An 18,942-nucleotide genomic window follows, 5' to 3' on the forward strand; every position below is an offset into this window, starting at 1 on the left:
TTTTGGATACCCTGCGTATTCTTTTGACTGGCATCGTAAATTTGCAAATAGTGGTTGCCACTGCTCTCCTGCTTCACCTGCACGTAAGAATCGCCAGTGGCCGACACGCCCCAACCCGACGGCGTTGAGCCGACCGTCATCGACTCGAACGATTCATCCACTAACGGTGGGTCGCCGGTCACGCCGTCCGCATAGGCGGCCTGTAAACCGAAGACCGGCAGCAGCATTGTCCAGACGAGCAGCCAGACCAATACCAGCCGAAGTTCCCTCTTGCGCTCCCCTCCCATTGTGAATCTTAGACGTTTACTGTTCAATCCATTGCACCTCCATGTAAAATGATATCGCTTACATGGCAAGTATACGCTTCGGCTTTTCGCCTTGAGAATGGACGAATCCGAGAACGATATGGACAAATGGACGGCTTTTGCGATTATTCGGACAAAAAACGCTTATTTCATAAATTCCGAGGGCGATTTCCCAGTCACTTTCTTAAAAACACGGCTAAAATAAAGTGAATCAGCGTAGCCAACCCGGTCAGCAATATCCTTTAGCAGCAGCTCTGGTGAGCTCGCCATAAGCGACTTGGCCTGCTGTACACGCCATACCGTCACGTATTCGCCTGGTGTCACACCGCGCGCCTTCTTGAACATGGCGCTCAAATAATTCGGCACCAGCCCGAACTGGCGAGACAACTGCTGGAGCGTGATCGGTGAAGCGTAATGCGCGCGCAGGTACTGCTCGATGCGGGCGACGTTTTCCTCCTGATGAGCGGATAAACGAGCTTCAACCGACACGTCCTTGTCCTCACTCAGCTTCATCAGCTCCGCGAACAGGGAGGCAGCACCTTCGCGCAGCTCGCCGTAATCCAGTGAGTGAGACAGGAGCGTGTCCAACTCCTGACTCGCGAGGATGAACGTCTCGTCGCGGAATGTTAGCCAATGCTCCTTCAAATCATACAGCGTCTGCCTCAGCAGCATATCCACACGCAGCTGCGTCGCCGCCTCTGCCTCCCATATCTTCGTCAGCCGCTCTAGCTCCGCGCGCACCGCCTCCGGTTGCCTGCGCAGCACGGCCTGAGCTAACCGGCGGTAATCATCGCGGGGCGCTTCCGTCCGCCCGCGCTCGGCCTGGAGGCCGAAGCCCGAACGGCCGATGCCTGCCGCCAGCGGTAGCCGGCTGCGCAGTTCCTGGGCGACGCGACGGAGCTCGCCAAGTCCTTGCAGGCTGCCGGCGACAACCGTCAGCGGCATGCGCTGGCTAGCAGCATGCGCCAGCAATGCATGGGACACGCTCTCCGCGTACGAGGAAGTATGGAGCTCCTCGCCGTTTCCCCCGACCAGCAGCAGCCGCTCGTTGGCGCGCTCGCCCTCAAGTACCCACCAGCCGAGCTGGCCTGGATTGGGCTCAGGCAAGCCGGGCGTCCATGGCGCCGAAGCCCAGAACGCCTTGCCTGGGTGCAGCGCATCGTCCGGCGAGGCGCAGTACGGACCTGCACACCAAAGCGAAAGCGTATACGATGTATAGCTTAAGCCCTCTGGAACTTTCTGCCCGGCCAGTGGTCCCCCGTGATCCACCGTCTCCTGAAGCCAATCGGCGTCGCGCCGCTGCCCGGCGTCGTGCAGCTTTGCCGCGACCCGCTCCAGAACATCCCGCAGATCCTCCTCACGCAGCGGCTTCAGCAAGTAATCCTCGGCATGGAGCCGGATGGCCCTTCGCGTATAATCAAAATCGTCGTACGAGCTGACAATAACCGGAACCACCTCGGCATATCGCCGCTTCATTTCAGCGATCAATTGCAAGCCATCCATGACCTGCATCCGAATATCGGTAAATAAGACATCCGGCCGCAATTCATCTATCTTCTCCAGCGCCTCCTCGCCGTCATATGCCTCACCAACGACGCGGAAACGCGTATCAGTCGCCTCGATCCATCGACCAAGTGCTCTGCAAAAACGGATTTCATCGTCAACTACAAGTACCGTCGGCATCCTGCGTCCTCCTCCGTTTCATGTTGCTTCTTTCCTTGCACGCTCGCCGGACAAATCCGGTCTCAACCAATGGATAAGCACGATAGCCCCACCGGCTGGATCGTTGTCCAGACTGAATTCTAGCAGGCCACCCGCCTGATATTGCAGCCGTGAGTAGGTATTGTACAAGCCGCTTACGCCAAGCGCCTCCATGCCCACCGTGGAAACTTCACCACGCCCGAAGCGTTCTAGCTGAGCCGGGGGAAAGCCCGCGCCATCATCCCGGATTTCTATCGCAACGCGGCCGTCCTCAAGCAGCATCCCACGGATGTCAATCCGCCATGGATACCGTTTGGAAGCAAAGCCGTGCTTAAAGCAATTTTCTACAAATGGCTGCAGCGACAGCTTGGGTAGACGAAGCTCCAGCATGGCTTGGGGAATGTCGATTGTAAATTGCAAATGCGCCTCATATCTAAATTTCATAATATTCAAATAATTTTTGGTGTGTTGAATTTCATCTCGCAGCGTAACTGTTTGCTCTGCCGAATACGTCATATATCGGAACATATCTGCCAGCATCGCTGTGAGCTGCACAATTTCCCTGTTGCCCGCCTCTTGTCCGAGCACGCCGATCAGAGAAAGCGTGTTGTATAAGAAATGCGGATGAATTTGTGCCTGGAGCGCGGTAAAATGCGCCTGCAACTCACGCGAGCGCGAAAGAATCGCTTCCTCTTTCGACGCTTCGAGGCGATCTAACATTTTACGAAAAGAATGATGGAGATGATGGAGCTCGTTATGCGTATTAGTCGGGATGACACTCCCGATAGCCAGCCGCTCATGCGCGTCTGGAAGCGAATCGAGCTGTACCCTATTCATCGAGTCACGCAGCTGACGCAGCGGTTTTACGAGCATTTTGGCGGAAAAATAGGAAGTTAGCATGGTCAGCACAATGACGATTAGACCTGTTGCCGCGAACAAATACCCCGCCTGACGCTGCGGGCGCAGAAGCTCGCCCTCTGGCTGAACAATCATCACTGTCCAGCCCGAATACGGCGCCCGGGCATAAACGACAAGCTGTCGGGAGCGATCCGGCAATCGCACATACGTCTCGCCTTCCGAGGTTTCGCCTTGCCCCTGGAGCTTAGACAGTACGTCCTGAACATCCGACAATCCGGATTCGGGCGAAAACGGATAAATCGTTTGGCCATCGCCGCTAGCAATGAGCACACGCTTGCCACCTATCTGCGACTTGGCTGTCATCGTTTCAATGTAGTCGTACGGAAGCTGAATTTCAATTAACGCATTCGGCGCTGTCGCGTCACCAAGCTTTCGTATGACAGAGACAACCAGCTTGCCCGCGTTGTCCCAATCATCGCGATGCGGCGGTAGCAGCAGACGGTATTCAGACTTGTCAAACTGACGGAACCAATCGATCGTTTGCAGTCGATCTCTCACGGTCAATCGGTCGGAATATGCGCCTGTAGCCAGAAATGCACCTGATCGGCTCAGGATCGATACGCGGTGAAAAATTTGTGGATCGACGCCAACAATCGAGGATATCGCTTCCTTCACCTTGTAGGCAGCCTCAGGTTGATCGTCGAAATACGTCTGCGCATTCGCCGTATACGGAAGATAGTAGAAGGTATTGGCAATCGTCGGGTTAAATTTCATCTGCATGACGAGTCGATCCATTGTATAGATCGAATTGTCGAGTTGCTGCGCCAGACTCTGCGATTCTCCGCGAAATGTATGGATCATCGATTCGATGTTTACCTTCTGATAATACCAATAAAACACCGTGAAAGCGCTGATAATAATACCGGCGATTAGCATGGAAAAGACGATAAACAGCTTCGTTTGAAAACTGATTCTGCGATTCATTCTTTACCTCGCGTCCTTCCGGCCAGGCCAGTAAAATGATAGCATACCCGAACGACAGGCGGCAGCGCACCGACGAAGGGCACGCTGCTCTGCTATGGTTTATAGTTTTTTGGCGTTGCTGTGCTTTACAGTTCAATTCGCTAAATTTGCTGTATTCCCTTCTCATGTTGCCTTATATTCCCTGAATTCCTGTCAGCGTCTGACAAGCGCAGTGCAGTTACTCCGTTTTCGCGATTAAATACTGCTCCCATACCTCTAGTACGGATGCCCCGCGCAAAATCAACCGATGAGGTCCGTCGAAACAGTCCGTCAGCCGAGACTGCAAACGGTTTAGCAGCTCTCCTGTCTTGAATTGCATATTCAGTTCAATCGGACCGTCGAGTCGGTACGGTTGCAGCCTGGCAGCAGCAGCCGCACACTGAAGTGCACCTTCCTTAAGCAGCACAGCCGTTCTCTCCGGCGGTAGGCAGGCCGCAGCCGTATCACCGAGCGACTGCTTGACGCTGACAGTAATTGTACCCGGCAGCAACTCGGCTGTTTCCTTCGCTCCCTCCGAATCCCCTGTCACCATCACAAGCGGCACGCCAGCTTCGCCAGCCATCAGCGCTTCAAGCCCAATCTCCCCAACAACAACTCCGTTGATGCTCATCGTGCGAATGTCATGTTCATAGTTATGATTCAGTAGTGAACCCGGCATCTCTGCCCTTGCATGCAGGCCGAGCAAAATCATGCCGTCGAAGCTTTCATCGAGATACGACCGATTGCCTGGCGTATAATGTGGCTTGCCGCAAATCGCGGTCACGCGTGAGTCAAGCTTGTGCAGGTCAATATTCGTTCCGAAGAAATGAATATCGTACAGCACGACCTCATCGTCGGGTGTTTGCAACAGACCGTCCAGTACAGCTAGCAAATCGTGCATAAGCATACCGCGCCCGAATTCATAATCCGCCGCGCCCGGTACAACTTGTTTCATATTAACGACGCCTGTGACGCCTTCCATATCCACGCGAATCATCCATTTCATCGCAGCTTCCCCCCAAGTTACATGGCTCTCCAAGCTTCTTCCAACTTACCTAAAAAGATATCAACACTTTCCCGTTCAGTGCGGCCTGGATACGGACGCATTTCTAGTGTCACGGTTGGCCTCTCCTCGCCTGCTCCAAGATATCCGCATGCAAATAGCGCTTTCAAAAACTCGATAAGCTCAGGCACGTCGTTTTCACCGCCTGGATAACCCCATGGCGGATGCATGTCACCATAAAGCGGATTAGCTGGATCATGTTTCACACAGCTGCCCAGATGCACGTGACGAATGTACGAACTTGAATCGTCGACTGCTTGCGCAAATGTTTCTTCCATTAGAGGTACGTGCCCCATATCGATAAGGAGGCCGATATTTGGTTTGCCCGCCTCCTGAACGCGGCGAACAACCTCGGCTGCCTCGCGGGTCGAGCCTATCAGCAAGTTTTTGCCGATTGAGCGGTCGAATGGCTCAATCATCAGCGTCAGATCAGGCACCGCAGCACATAGCTTCGTGACATAGTCGACGAAGGCGTCGGTCTGCTCTTGGATTTGCGCAGATCCCGGGTTTGGACCGCTGGCAATAACGACCTTGCGCGCACCGATCGCTTGAGCCCGCTGTAAATGAGACAGGGCTGCCAGAACCGTCTCATTGCGAATCGCCTCATCTGAACTGTTCGGATTTAGTCGCGGTCCATTCAAAAGTGGACAGTTATACACCGGAACACGGCCGCTGTCCCGCACCTGCCGTATCTGCTCGGCGGCGATATCCGCCTGGGCCGACACGAACAGATCGATAACCTCAAATTCCGGATATGCCAGCACTTCGGGCAGCGATAAGCGGTGCACCTCTTCTGAATCGAAGCTGGCTGGGAACAACAAATGATGGTTAATGCCAAGCTTAAAATAATCACGGTACGATTGCTGCATAATAAGCTCCTCTCTATCTCCCGGATTGGTAATTCCCAACCGCTTCCGACGTCAGCAGATAACGGTCGTAAAGGCGCAACGCCCCGATTGTTACCGCCTGAGCGCCGCCGATGACCGCCAGCTCGCTGCCGTTAACTTCACGCAATTGAGGCGAGAAGCGGCCCCAGCCGAACTGGCGCTGCTTACCGCCGTCACATAGCTCGCCGTCAATTACCATCGTAATGATATGAGGACCGCCGTCGACGATGATTGCCGCATGATGCCAACGGTTCGGCTGCAGCAGCCCTTCATCTGATTCCCACGAACATTCCGAACGGCCGTCGTTCATCGTCAGCCGAAGCGTTCCGCGCACCGTCAGTTCAACGGCAATCCCTTTGCAGTCCGCCCCCCGCGTTTCGAGAAGCGTACCAGCTGCGCTGCGGCTTCCAGCCAGCAGCCACAGCTCTACCGTAAAGCTTCCGCCGTTCTGCAAGGACGGCAGCTTCGGCAGCTCTGTCGGCGTACCGGCAAGCGCCGCAGCTTCCGCTTCGTAGATCAAACCACGCTTCGTTCTCTCGGCCGTTTCCAAATCATGCTGTCCCCACATGGCTTCTAGCAGTGCCCCGTCCAGCTCATGAATGCGGGCAATTGTTTTTTGCGTTTCCGATATAAAGTACTTGCCCCCCTCTTCGATGAAATCGGGGTAGCTGATGCGAACGGCCGGATCTTCGTCGTACAGCACAATTTCCGGCTGCGACCAGTGAATGAAGCCGTCCTTCTCAACCCCGCCGCACATCCATACCGGATTGCGGTCGTTGTAGGCCAACCACGGCGTTGCCCGGTTATCCCAGCCGTGGTTATGAAACCACAGAATAAATTTGCCATTGCTGAATTTCCGCACGAAATTCGCCGCTCGCGGATGCTTGATTCTCCGCCCGCCGGGGCGATATTCCGCATACTGCGAGGTCGTCCACGTATGCCCGCCATCACGGCTGTAAGCATGCCCGTTATGTCCCTCTACCGTGCGAAACGTGCAGTACAGACTGCCGTCAGCGAGACCCACTGGGTTATGCTCGTCGGCCACTCGCCCGTGTGGCGCACGAATACCGTAATCGCCATCTGGCAGCGTCTCCCATTCGATCCGGGAAGCGTCGTGTTCCGTCAACATATTTGTACTCTTCATAAAAATACCTTCCGAGGATGCCATGAAGCCTTCTCCAAAGCTGCCTACCTTTGCCAATCCCATATATACTGCGCCCTGATGAATGATCGGTTTGCCGACACCCCAAAAAAATTGCGGCTCCCCGCCGTACGGATTGTTGCGATCGATCGCCATAGACCGGATCGGCACTTTGTATCGCTCGGCCGACCAAGTGCGCCCATCGTCGTCGGAATACTTGAAGGTCAGATCTCCAAGCGTATCGACACGCGAAATCAGCTTACCCGAGTCGCTTCTGACATCCCGACGATTATCGGTATTATACGTATAGAACGCATAGATTCGCCCACCCGGCACCAACAGCGGCATCACCCACGAAGCTTCGGGTCCATCTGCCGGCTCAATGTCAATCAGTTCCGACCACGTTTGTCCCTGGTCCCGGCTAATCGTCGAGACGACATGCTGGCCCCGCTCGCCTTCAACACCCTGGCCCGTGGTCATGACGCAAACCCACTCGCTTCGCTCCGTCACAACGATATAGGGCTGATCGCAATAAAATTCACGCGGAATATCCAACCCCCATTTAATATTTCTTGCATCACGCCACTCGCTGACCGTCTCCTCGTTCATTGCTCCGACTCCTTTGCGCAAGTATTTTTCACCTTATACACAGAATGAACCACTTAAAATGAGTACTGAATCTTGTCTATAACTCTCCATCTGCCAACCAGGCATCCGGTATGTCTTTCCCAAGCAAAAAGTGTTTCCGGTCCGGATACCATAGCACGCGCCGTCCGCCCCATTCCGTCAGACTTGGATACGTGGCGATCTCGCTCGTTCCCTTCGGTCCGAAAGTCACGCCGTCCGTATCGAGAATTTGCCGTGGCTTCGAAAACCAGAGCGGCTGCTCCGCTTCAGGATGATATTCGCCTACAGCGATAAACGCTGGACGACGGTTATGCAGCGCATGCTGCGGCTTGTATTCGCCAATGTGACCGTCGTTATTGTGAAACACAAGAAGCACATTACCGTTTGCCAGCTGATATAACGGACAGGAAGCAATAGGCTGCTTGATCGGTTCGCCGCCATCACGGTAGCGCAGCATCTGTGGCTCCGACCAGCTTCCACCGTCGTCGGATGATACGCTGTACCAGATGTAGCCGGTAAAGGTACGCATCGCGCAGAAGATTCTTCCGTCCGGCAGCAGTATAATACCCGGTTCCTGAGCCACAGAAAGGTGCGGCCTGTCCGGGAACGGCACGGCCAGCCCTTCGTTGTCATCGGGCAGCCATGTGATACGCAGCTCTGCCGGATCCGGCCCTTCGTCAAGGTTATCGAAACGCATAAACATCGCGCGTGAATCCTTGCTGTACCAGCCAAGCGGCGTTTCTGTCGCGTGAAAAAGGCTGCTCCACTGGGTATAGCCGACTAACCAGCGCCCTTTACTGTCTCGAATCGGCTTTTGCCAGACGATCCAGTTGCGTGGAACATTCGGATCCGGGTGATCGTATCGGTTCCGTTTCATCTCCACGTCCGCACCCGACGTCCAAGTGTGCCCGTTGTCGTCAGAATAGACACAGCCCATCGTGCCCGACGTCTGCGTGTCCAGGTCGTGAACGCCCACATCCCTCGTGTAAAAGACGTAGATGCGCCCTTGCGCAGAGACGACGGGAAATCCCCAGCTCGCTTGGTCGCCGCGAGCGCCTCGCTTCGTTCCAACGACATATTGCGGCTCGCTCCAGGTTACCAGATCTTGGCTGCGTGCCAGAACGAGATGATTGTCGCCATGTCCCTCGACTGAGCTTTGTGTCCAGAGCGCTAGTAGCTCATTGCCTCCTGGCGATTCAAATACGAGAAAATGCTCATTATCGCCCGTATAGGCGTCCTCCTGCGGAATGTAGACGACGATGTCGGGATGACTACGCTTCCATTCTTCGGTTTTATCAATAGCCGTCATAAAAGTATGGCCCTCCTTTGTTCACGTTGTTTTTCATTTACAGCGTAAATATTACGCCATGTTAAATGTCGTTTGCGTTTCATAACGTTTCACACGCCTTCTTTATCACTTTGCTATACGTTAAGCTTATCAGGATGGAGCGCTAAGTGATGGTCTTTTTTTTGGGTGTTTTGCAAACAAAATTTGGGATTTGTAGTATACTGATCTCGCAACCGGCAGTCAGGCCGGTAAGCTGGGAGGCGAGCTTTATGCAAGCGTCGTTTGAAACGGCCGAGGAACTGAGCGGCGAAGTTGAGTTAATTTTCCGGGAGTCTCCTGTTCTGCTATATTACGAGCTCGATTCGATTGCACCCTTTCCCGGCTTTCAGAGCCATGACGGCATAGAGATGTATTACATCGAACAGGGGCAAGGCAGGTATTTGGTCGGTGACCATGCCTACCCCTTGCAGGAAGGCACTCTCATGATGATCCAGCCATTCACGCTGCATAAGGTGATGCAGACGGACATGAACCGAATGTTGCGCCGGAATGTACTGATGTGGAAGGAATCACTGCTAAGTGAAGGCTGGGAAGAGGATCTGCCGAACCCGCTAAGTTTGTTGAGGGGCGACTGCTGGAGGATGCAGTTCGACGGGCGCGAGCGCGAGCGAATCCGACAGCTGTATGCAGTCATTAACGAGGAATTGACGGGACGCGGTCCTGGTTATGCGAGCGTCGTCCAAGGCGCCATCCGCGAACTTCTCATTCGCTGCTACCGAGCACACGAAGCCTCTGCACTAAGCGGCGACATAGCGGCACCCAACGACTTGCCAGAGGAAATCGCGTATCTTGTGCAATATATCAGCGCAAATTTCCAACACGAGCTGTCGCTAGATAAGCTGAGCAAACTTGTCCATATGAATCCGTCATATGTCAGTAGTATTTTTCATAGGTATACGGGTACGACGCTCACTAAACTAATTACAGTTAAGCGCTTGCATCATGCCAAGAAGCTGCTTCGCGAGACGAAGCTGCCTGTAACAGACATCGCCTACCAATGCGGCTTTAACAATCACTCGTATTTCATTAAGTTATTTAAACGAATGGAGAATTACTCACCGCTGCATTATCGTCGTCAGCATCAGCCCTTGGAGGCAGATGTGCAATCGTCGTCGCCTAGCGATTGGAATCTCACTAAATAATTGGCGATTCGTTTCAACTATGTCATCCATATAATGATCGCTCCCACCTTAAGGAAGATGAGAGCGATCATGATCATTTCTAGCTCACGGCGATGGCCTGCGCACCGAACGGATCGACTCGAAACCGAAGTCCTCTTTCATCCGCTCCATGCTATATATCGGCTTAAATTCATTGCCCGGTTGCCTATAATAACCGAGATCCAGCTCTGTTCCACGGGCATGCAGCAATGCCTGCAATATCTCGGTCGCAGATACGCTCGAGCTAATATCCGGGCCGACCAGATTATAGCTGGTTGCTCTCGGCTTTGAAGGCTCTTCGATCACACGGACAATTCCTTCAATTACATCGCTAACGTAAACTCGGCCTAGTAAAATGAACGGAATAGTCATCTGCGTACTCCCATCAACGTAAGGAGGCTCCCAGTCGTCCGGCACGACCGCGCCAAAGCGTAGATTGACAAAGTCGGCTTCAGGTGTCTTACGATGCAGATACCGATTCAAATCTTCCATTAACCATTTGCTCCATCCGTAGGCATCGGTCGCCAAACATTCATGGTTGTCCGGCATCGGCAGCTCCTGCGGTAAGAAGTTGTTATCCAAACCGCCGACGGCCGCAATGGAACTCGCTGTAATGAATCTTCTGCATCCGCGGTCGAGCAAATAGCGATATAATCGCCGCGTTCCTTGCACATTAACCGCCAAGCTGTCCTCCTCGCTGCTGCCGCCAGTGACCGCTGCCAAATGCACAACGATATCGATTCTATATTCATCCAGCAATCTGAGATCCTCAAATCGGTCGAAGTTTCCCTTGATTGCGAAATCAACGCCAGTCAACTTGCTGCGAGACATGCCGATCAGTTGATGCCTCTGCGCCAAACGCTGGCACAATTGTTCTCCGACAAATCCGGTTGCTCCAGTAACTAATATGTTCATAAAGGCTGCTCCCACCGAATGACGATTCCATTATAATCATTGCGCTGCTTCGTGAAGAGCGTATTGTAAACATCCTCAGATTCATCCCAACTCACCTCGTGCGAGATCAACGGTAATATGTTGAGTGTGCCCGATTCCATCAGGCGGATGACACCCTCCCGTACGGGACGCTCACCAATGAAGCAGGGGAAAATGGCATTAAGCTGCTTAGAATGTGGCGTATTATAATAAAAACTTGCACGTTCAGGATACCAACCAAGAAAGACAAAGGTCCCCTTATTTCGGGTTGCCGACATCGTATCATCAAGCAGTGCTTCAAAACCTGACGATTCGGCCGTGATATCAACGCCATTCGAATAACGTTTCTTTAACGCGTCCAGCGCGTTTTCCTCTGAAGCATCTATTGTCCAATCCGTACAGTATTCTTGCGAGCGCCTGATACGATCCGCGGAGATATCACTAGCGATGACATAGGCGCCACGCAGCCGAGCAATCATCGCTGCACACTGACCAATCAGTCCTTGTCCTGCAATATACACAACATCGCCCATATTAACGCCAGCCATGTTCCACGCGTTCGCCGCAACCGACGGCTGCACAAACATGGAACAAACCTTAAGCGATTCAACCTTGCTTAGTTTATGAACCATCCATAGGCTTGCTTTGACATATTCAGCGTGAGCGCCGCTACAAAAAACGGTCACTAGGTCACCGATTTGATATTGTCCCACACCGTTCGCACCTACTTCTACTACGTGACCACTCGCTTGATATCCGTTAATAAACGGAGGGTCCCCGTAATCTGATCTGCGTCCCTCGGCAATCCACATTTCCGTCCCGATGCTGATGCCCGAATAGACTGTTTTGATCACGATTGAGTTTTCATCTGCCTCCGGACGCGGCATCTCAATCAGTTCCGCCCTTTTGCCTATTTCCGTAACAGCAAGTGCTTTCATTGTCAGCATATCTATGTTCTCCTCTACACACGAATGGCCGGATACCTAAGTGCAACCCTAACCTTATTTCCATCGTAATCCCTTTTTCTATAACATCCCATGGTGTATATTAAGGAAAAGATGGTCGAATGTACGATCCTTGAGAGTCAACGTTTGGACTGGAGGCAACAGGTATGTTAGCGGAAGTCGTCTATCGTGGAGAAAACTTTTTTCGGGAAGGGGAAGCCTTCTGCATTATTCAATTTCCCGAAGCGTCCAAGGAGAAGAAACAATCTCACTCTCACGACTTTGTCGAGATCTGTTATGTGTATGCAGGCTCTGGCTACCATACGATTGACAATAAACAATATCGGGTATCCAAGGGCGACTTGTTCTTAATCAATTACGATATTACCCATGCTTTTTATCGAGAAGCCGATGATGAGGAACTCGTGACCTATAATATTTTGTTCAAGCCTAGTTTCCTTGATGAATCTCTGCTCTCTTTCCATGATTACTCAAGCTTGGCCCTATCTTACCTATTCAAAAATGAATGGGACGATCATTTAATACGTTCCGATCTGCGGCTCAGTGTTGCGGAACAACTCGACTTCGATCATCTGATTGAAAAGATGGATTATGAATACAACCAGCGCCAAGAGGGCTATAATGCGATCATCCGCGCCTATATGATTGAGCTGATTGTGAAAATCATGCGTGGTTTTAACCGCCGAAGCGAAGGAGATTATCAGCAGCAAAAGAAAGCCAGTGCCATCGAATCGGCTATTCGACACCTCAACGAAAGTTACCATGAGCCTGTCAATCTCAGCGATCTGGCGCACAAAACGTTCATCAGCAAAAATTACTTTTGCCAATTGTTCAAAGAAGCTACAGGTATGACCCTGTCCCAATATACGCGTCAAATAAGGATTAATGAGGCCTGCAAGATGATCGTCACAACCAATAAAACATGGGTCCAGATCGCGCTAGAGGTTGGTTACTCCGACTACAAGGCCTTCTACGTTGCATTTAAGAAGCAAACAGGTGTTTCTCCTAACGAATACAAAAAAGGCTACTAGGATGTGGAATGATCCGAGTAGCCTTTTTTGTACTTTACAAGAGATCGAGAATTGTGTTGTTGTTTGTTTGTTGATAAACATTCAAAATCTAAATTAAAATTTTTTGGCTTTATTTTATGATATACTCATTTAGGAATATTTTACTATGTTTAGGAGGATTACATTTGAAATACAAAGTGTTACTTAGTTCATTGGCACTACTAATTACTGTTTCTACTACTGCAACTGCTCACTCGGGAAGAACAGATTCTAATGGTGGTCATAATTGTTCAGCGGCATCCAAGGCTAAAGGATTGTGCTCTGGTTACCATTATCATAACGGTGGAAGTTCTAGTAACTCTGGAAGTTCAGGTTCTGGAAGTAGTAGCTCAGGTAGTAGTTCTACATCTCCTTCAACAAAAGCTCCAGAAACTAAAAAAGTGGAAGTTGTTGATACAAGATTAAAAGCTACCATACCTCCCTATAAAATCTCGATAAACGGAACTCAAATCGACAACGCGTATGCAGAATATCCCGTATTATCATATAAAGATATCACGTATTTCCCGATGACCTGGAGTTACACTCAAGCCTTAGCTGTAGAAGTAAATTGGAGTGATGATACAGGTTTCTCAATAGGAAAAACCGAAAATAAGGCTTCGCTCTTAACACAAATAAAGGGTCTGTATAACAATCCTTACTCCGAATATATCATCGATCTTCCAACATTTAATGTATTCGTAAACGACACGTGGCTTGATAACTACAAAGAGGACTATCCCTTAATTGTTTATAAAGATATTACCTACTTTCCGATGACCTGGAAGTTTGCCGTTGACGAACTTGGATTGACGATTAACTATGATTCTACAAATGGATTTAGTATAAAAAAATAAGCTTTACGAATTAATGACCAGAGCCTTTACTTAGCTTTGGTCTTCTTTGTTGTTTTACGGCAATTCCTCTCAGTCCCAAGTCAACAGAACGCGGTTTTTGAATCATTCGAAATAAGGACTTTTACAGATTAAATAATATGCGTCATGGATGGCATGCCAAAACGGTCGAACTCATATCACGTTTCGCTCACTTGAACTGAATTACCGATCCTTAAATGGTAAATAATTGTATTTCGTTAAATATTGATCAATGCGTTCGATAACTTTCAGCACTTCCTGCTCTTCCGTCTTGTAATCGAACAGAACGAATGCGTGGGCCAGATGCGGATAAAGAACAAGCTCTGCTTCGTTGCCCGCCGCCGTATACGCTTCATAGAAGCGCACCGCTTCCTCGGGCACAACTGTTGAATCCAATAAGCCATGCAAGATAAGCATCGGTGGCTGGCCTTCTCGCACATGATGTAGCGGTGAAAGTTCCTTCGCGTGTTCGTGGCGCATCAACCAAGCGCGCACTTGATCACTTTCAGCCTGCCCAGTCTCAATCATAGGTACAAATTTTTTCCAGATACCCGTAAAATCGATGATGCCATTGCAGTTGACGACGGCATTCGCCATAGCTGAATCAGAGGTGACTTCACCAGGAGCATCATAGTTGTCCATTGTGGCGAGACTTACCGCCAGATGGCCGCCGGCGGAGTCTCCGACAACCGCGATACGCTGTGGATCAATGCCGAGTTCGGCTGCATGGCGGCGAATGTAACGCATTGCCGAGCGACAATCTTCGATGCACGTTTCGACGCCTCGTGCCTGCCACGGCTCTGCTTCTTGCCCATCACGCAGCATGAGCCGGTATTCAATGCTGAACGTCACTGCTCCACGTGCTGCAAACAGGCGGCAATGACGCAGCATCATTTCCGGTTGGCCACCTTGCCAGCCTCCGCCGTGAATCCAGACAACGCCTGACCTTGTGTCAGCCGCATCCCAACCTTCCGGACGACAGATGAGTAGCCTAAGTCGCCTGCCAGCCGCTACTTTATAGACAACCGTTTCATATGGAATTCCCGTATCCGTGATGTTGGCTCATCTCCTTTTCATGTGAGGAACGTTGAAACCTTCAAACCCCTTACAGCAGACTGCGCAAGATCATGTGTCACACTTTATCCTCTTCTTCTATATCATCTGGCTTCGGGTATGTAAGCACTGACTTGCTTTCGTTCGCCCAATGGTCAAACCCGTGGTAGCCGTATTCGTGGCTTCGCGTATAGCGGCGAAAATCTTCGTCCGGCCGAGGATCCCAGTCGGCAAGACCGCCAAGCGCCGTATCCCGAAGCGGCGATGCAGCCCCCTCGCCGTTGCCATTGCAGGCAGTGATGCAGTATTCGTAGACACAGTCTGGATCGACGTTCGTGTCTTCGTATACGGGTGACTCGCCTTCATAGACGACGATAAAACGGCCCTCGTCGCGCTCCCGGCGATACAACCGGTAACCGGTCACCCCAAGCTGCCAACCCCATGTTAATCGATATCCGCTCCCAGTCCGTGTAACCCGCAGCCCATCAGCTCGCTCCGGAGATTCTCCTGTCATGTAGACGGGATAATCTTCGCTCCAAGCTCCTTCCCTGTCTCGATTTATGGCCCTTATTCGAACATGACGCTTCGTGCCATTCGTCCCAGTAAGCCGCCAGCGCAATGGAAGCGCTGTGTCCTCTAGCTGGCTGGAGATGCCCGACGCCGTGACTGTCCAGTTTGCACCGCCGTCTTCACTGACAACGATCTCGTAACTTTCCGCTCCTTCGACCGGCTCCCAGATCAGATCGGCTGCGCCGGACGAAGCTCGATATCCTATTATCTGCACAGTGCCTGGAATCGGCAGCCGATCCGTCCACTCCCACTGGCCTAACCCCGCTGGAAGTTGAAACGAGATGCCACTTTCGTCAGCAGAAAGCAGCTCCAGTGTTGTGCCATCGACATATATCCGATACGCCGCGCCGCGTAGAGATTCCGGAATCGTCAGCGTTAATACAGCTCCGCCCCGACTGGAATACCGGCCGCTGAGTGCGGGACCATTTCGGATAAAGGAAAAGCCTGCAGACATCATTTCCTCTGCCTCTTCATCCTCCTTACCTACCGCGGCTACTTGTAAGACAACACCTGCAGCGCCGATACGCGAGCCTATGAACAGTGCTGCTTCCACCTTGTCAGCACAGTAATGACGAACAAGGCCAGAATGACCCATAAATGAAATGTCACCTTCGTTGTAAGCAATTGCAGCCTCGTCGCGGAAAATAAAATCACGCCGGTCGTTCAGTACCACCAACGCTCCATATGCAGTCGCCTGAGTGCTTAACAAGTAGCCGTAATCTCCTTTGCCGTGAGGGGAAACGAGTGTCAGGAAGTGGCCGTTCCCGTCGTAATATTTTCCCTTCGACTCGTCGTTAACATGGCGATAAGCGCCAGAGCCAACCTCGGCCGGAATACCAGGCACAGCGTCATAACCGGTTACGCCTGGTTTCAACTGGCAAATCGTCGGGAACGCATCCCGCTCATGAACAAACCAAGCGAACCGCCCTCTGACTCGCATGTCTCCGACTTGATCGTAAATGATCATATAATCGCTGCCGGACATCAGTACACTGCGCGAATGATACGCCGGATTGGCGTACGGTCCTGCCAGCACGCGGGCAAACTGGGCAAAGCCGAGATCAAGCAGCGGCTCAGTAAGCTCCGAGCGCCCGACGCTGCGGAACTCGTGGCCATACAGCACGCCGAAATTACAGCAAGCCTGAACATCACCCATGTTGTCGTCTCCGACATCTTCCTTCCGATTAAAGCTGAGCCGTTTGCCATTTGCATAGTAGGTGATAACACCGCAGCCTCCTTGCCCAGCACGTCCCCAGCGGTAATTCGGCCCTTCGTCAATCTGCTGCAAGTGTACCGAAGCTTCCGCAGATTCTCCAACCGCCGCCCTCAGAACGAAGCCGTAACCGGTATATGCCGACGAATGGAGTGATGGCCGCGTACCCGTATTGGCGTCGTGTGGGGCATCGTCTGCACCTCGCCATATATCCGTATTCGGCACGCGCTCCGCGTAAATCCGCGCATCAGCCGGACTTACATACATCAGATGTTCGGCCAGCAACGGCTCGATGGCGCGCAAGCCGTATCCGGCAGAGCGCAGTGTCAGCGGGGCTGCATAATCATCGACGTGCCCACCGGCATGCGCACCTTGGGAAGGTACATGACGGAAGCCTTCAACAGGAGCAGTCAGCGCATTGAGCAGCCACGACAGCCACTTGGCGTAATTCGGGTAAGCCATTGTATGCTCGCCCCATACCCGCTGAAGCGCGATAACCGGACTCAGCATCGCTTTTAAATTATATAGCGTGTAGCAGGCTAAGTTCTCGGTATGCCGCCCTCCTTTGGTCCCCCAGGAAGCCACGTCTGGCCGGACATGGTACTTTGCGTTCAGCGCCATTGCCCGCTCGAAATCTTCCTTCCACCGACGCGCGTCGGGGTGCGCAGGAAACAGCGCAGCCATGAGCGCAGGAACGCTTCTTACGTCCACGAGGAAATTCGGATGTCCAGCGAGCATATTCACCACCGGCATGAAGGATTCCTCATTATGCGTGTAAGCCATAAACGCCCAAGCGGCTTTCAATCGGTCAAACTGATCCGCCGTCATCGCCCGGGCTGCTAAATCGAACGTGGACGCCCAAGTATAAAATTCACGGGCTGCCACTGGACTTAGATCACTAGGATTGTGAAAGCAAAACGATAGGCGGTCAACAATCGCTTCCATATCGCCTGGCGTCGGCTTGGCTGTACTGTAGCCGAACCAGGTATGCATCCGCTGCGGCAGCCGTTCCTCACGGAATAAGCGCGGATAGTCAGACTGCCGCTCTTCCCATGCGAGCGTCCAATCTTTCACTTTGTCGAGGGAAAGAAGTTCGTGCCATAGCCACAACTCGTCGATATAGGATCCGGTCGACACAGCAGCTTCCCGCTGCGACGGGTACAGCGCAATTGCCGTGCAGCGTCTTCCATCAGCCAGAGGATACTCCCAGCGGAGTGTCCGGCGACGCTTCGACCAACGGAAACGGAGCGCCAGTGACTGCGGCGAGCCCCATAGGGCATACTCGCCGTCATCCCAATAGCCGCCGTCTTTGACAAATACACCGGCTGTGACCGCTCCGTCCGTGAAAGATGCCCCTTTCGCTTGCTGCCAGCATACGGCGTTATCGTAAGGCTTCACCCGAAAAGGCAGATCACCATTTCCGTCCAAGTATTGGTCTATGGGCTCCGCACCACGCGGCTTTATATATCTGTGCGTAGGCGCAAACGAACGCCACTCAATCAGAAGCATCGCGTTTTCACCAGCGGTACAACCCGACATTTGCTCGCGCAGTTCGATGTAGTCCATACCTTCGGCAATCGTTACAATGGCACGGTACTCCCCATCACCCTCGAAGTGGCATATAAATTCGCATTCGGCAAACACCGGCCCCGCTGCCGTTACTGTCCCTTCCGCAGCAAGTAGCTTATGGCCGCCGCTGTTAATGCGGGCGACGCCCTCAGCTCCGAAGCCGTCCAGGCGAAACGTAAAGAGCTCGCCGTCCACAAGCGCTCCTTCCGCAAATCGTACAGTCAGTCGACCATTATCCGCTTGAACGCTCCCGTTCTCCCGGGCGACTGTCACCTGACCGTACTTCATTTCCGGCGTTGGCGCCCCTCCACAGCGCCATTCAAATCTTCGTTCAGCCCCAGTCGGAAGATCAGCAACCAGACATAACTGCATTGCGGTATCCGTCTGTCGCCACTGGAAGGGTACGGCATCCCCGTTAGTATCTGATAGCCAAGCCATTTGTGTCGCCGCTTCCTCTTCCGGCAGGATGAAGCCTAGCAGCGTCGGCGGCCATGTGTATCCAGCCTTTCGCAGGTGATCTTTTATGATAATAGGTTTGCATTCCATCGCACTCTTCCTCCCTTTGGTGTCCAGCTAACACGCTTCTTACCGATATCAGCGGAACGCAAACGACGGCGCACCGC

General features: G+C 52.3%; 13 protein-coding genes. 3 read left to right on the plus strand and 10 right to left on the minus strand.

Going from position 1 to position 18,942, the window contains the following annotated elements; all coding sequences use genetic code 11:
* Positions 1-449: 449 nt before the first annotated feature.
* The 6 genes from HQN88_RS16575 to HQN88_RS16600 form a co-directional block, all read right to left on the minus strand.
* Positions 450-1,988: a response regulator gene (locus HQN88_RS16575; RefSeq protein ID WP_173114184.1), complete on the minus strand. Its 1,539-nt coding sequence runs from the start codon at positions 1,986-1,988 to the stop codon at positions 450-452.
* Between the two features lie 18 nt (positions 1,989-2,006).
* Positions 2,007-3,848: a sensor histidine kinase gene (locus tag HQN88_RS16580; protein WP_173114187.1), complete on the minus strand. Its 1,842-nt coding sequence runs from the start codon at positions 3,846-3,848 to the stop codon at positions 2,007-2,009.
* A gap of 217 nt (positions 3,849-4,065) precedes the next feature.
* A complete protein-coding gene (locus HQN88_RS16585) occupies positions 4,066-4,872 on the minus strand; it encodes a M55 family metallopeptidase (protein WP_173114190.1) in 807 nt (268 codons plus the stop codon).
* Between the two features lie 17 nt (positions 4,873-4,889).
* Entirely contained in the window at positions 4,890-5,798 is a 909-nt protein-coding gene (locus HQN88_RS16590; protein ID WP_173114193.1) for a sugar phosphate isomerase/epimerase family protein, read from the minus strand.
* A 13-nt stretch (positions 5,799-5,811) separates the two neighbouring features.
* Positions 5,812-7,566: an exo-alpha-sialidase gene (locus HQN88_RS16595; protein WP_173114196.1), complete on the minus strand. Its 1,755-nt coding sequence runs from the start codon at positions 7,564-7,566 to the stop codon at positions 5,812-5,814.
* Between the two features lie 76 nt (positions 7,567-7,642).
* Positions 7,643-8,893 carry a sialidase family protein gene (locus HQN88_RS16600; protein WP_173114199.1) on the minus strand — a complete coding sequence of 417 codons (1,251 nt, stop codon included), beginning with the start codon at positions 8,891-8,893 and terminating at the stop codon, positions 7,643-7,645.
* 248 nt (positions 8,894-9,141) lie between these two features.
* On the opposite strand from HQN88_RS16600, the gene HQN88_RS16605 reads away from it, so the two are divergent.
* Positions 9,142-10,074, plus strand: coding sequence for an AraC family transcriptional regulator (locus HQN88_RS16605; RefSeq protein ID WP_173114202.1), 933 nt, complete (start codon positions 9,142-9,144; stop codon positions 10,072-10,074).
* 84 nt (positions 10,075-10,158) lie between these two features.
* On the opposite strand, the gene HQN88_RS16610 is transcribed toward HQN88_RS16605, so the two are convergent.
* Positions 10,159-11,007: an NAD-dependent epimerase/dehydratase family protein gene (locus HQN88_RS16610; protein WP_173114205.1), complete on the minus strand. Its 849-nt coding sequence runs from the start codon at positions 11,005-11,007 to the stop codon at positions 10,159-10,161.
* Positions 11,004-11,972: a zinc-dependent alcohol dehydrogenase gene (locus HQN88_RS16615; RefSeq protein ID WP_173114208.1), complete on the minus strand. Its 969-nt coding sequence runs from the start codon at positions 11,970-11,972 to the stop codon at positions 11,004-11,006. Before HQN88_RS16615 ends, HQN88_RS16610 begins: the two co-directional genes overlap by 4 nt.
* A gap of 164 nt (positions 11,973-12,136) precedes the next feature.
* On the opposite strand from HQN88_RS16615, the gene HQN88_RS16620 reads away from it, so the two are divergent.
* A complete protein-coding gene (locus HQN88_RS16620; RefSeq protein ID WP_173114211.1) occupies positions 12,137-13,021 on the plus strand; it encodes an AraC family transcriptional regulator in 885 nt (294 codons plus the stop codon).
* Between the two features lie 164 nt (positions 13,022-13,185).
* Entirely contained in the window at positions 13,186-13,896 is a 711-nt protein-coding gene (locus HQN88_RS16625) for a YHYH domain-containing protein (RefSeq protein WP_246320282.1), read from the plus strand.
* A 201-nt stretch (positions 13,897-14,097) separates the two neighbouring features.
* Here the strand turns inward: HQN88_RS16625 and HQN88_RS16630 are convergent, their stop codons facing one another.
* A complete protein-coding gene (locus tag HQN88_RS16630) occupies positions 14,098-14,970 on the minus strand; it encodes an alpha/beta hydrolase fold domain-containing protein (RefSeq protein WP_173114706.1) in 873 nt (290 codons plus the stop codon).
* A gap of 76 nt (positions 14,971-15,046) precedes the next feature.
* On the minus strand, positions 15,047-18,865 hold the full coding sequence (locus HQN88_RS16635) for a fibronectin type III domain-containing protein (protein ID WP_173114217.1): 3,819 nt from the start codon (positions 18,863-18,865) through the stop codon (positions 15,047-15,049).
* Between the last annotated feature and the right edge of the window lie 77 nt (positions 18,866-18,942).

The sequence above is a fragment of the Paenibacillus qinlingensis genome (genome assembly GCF_013204845.1).
GTDB classification, from domain to species: Bacteria; Bacillota; Bacilli; order Paenibacillales; family NBRC-103111; genus Paenibacillus_E; species Paenibacillus_E qinlingensis.

Excerpts from the sequence above, each read along its gene's own strand:
- HQN88_RS16595 (WP_173114196.1), bottom strand. The coding sequence starts at position 7,566 with ATGAACGAGGAGACGGTCAGCGAGTGGCGTGATGCAAGAAATATTAAA.
- HQN88_RS16620 (WP_173114211.1), top strand. The coding sequence starts at position 12,137 with ATGTTAGCGGAAGTCGTCTATCGTGGAGAAAACTTTTTTCGGGAAGGG.
- HQN88_RS16610 (WP_173114205.1), bottom strand. The coding sequence starts at position 11,007 with ATGAACATATTAGTTACTGGAGCAACCGGATTTGTCGGAGAACAATTG.
- HQN88_RS16635 (WP_173114217.1), bottom strand. The coding sequence starts at position 18,865 with ATGGAATGCAAACCTATTATCATAAAAGATCACCTGCGAAAGGCTGGA.
- HQN88_RS16600 (WP_173114199.1), bottom strand. The coding sequence starts at position 8,893 with ATGACGGCTATTGATAAAACCGAAGAATGGAAGCGTAGTCATCCCGAC.
- HQN88_RS16605 (WP_173114202.1), top strand. The coding sequence starts at position 9,142 with ATGCAAGCGTCGTTTGAAACGGCCGAGGAACTGAGCGGCGAAGTTGAG.
- HQN88_RS16580 (WP_173114187.1), bottom strand. The coding sequence starts at position 3,848 with ATGAATCGCAGAATCAGTTTTCAAACGAAGCTGTTTATCGTCTTTTCC.
- HQN88_RS16585 (WP_173114190.1), bottom strand. The coding sequence starts at position 4,872 with ATGAAATGGATGATTCGCGTGGATATGGAAGGCGTCACAGGCGTCGTT.
- HQN88_RS16590 (WP_173114193.1), bottom strand. The coding sequence starts at position 5,798 with ATGCAGCAATCGTACCGTGATTATTTTAAGCTTGGCATTAACCATCAT.
- HQN88_RS16615 (WP_173114208.1), bottom strand. The coding sequence starts at position 11,972 with ATGCTGACAATGAAAGCACTTGCTGTTACGGAAATAGGCAAAAGGGCG.
- HQN88_RS16575 (WP_173114184.1), bottom strand. The coding sequence starts at position 1,988 with ATGCCGACGGTACTTGTAGTTGACGATGAAATCCGTTTTTGCAGAGCA.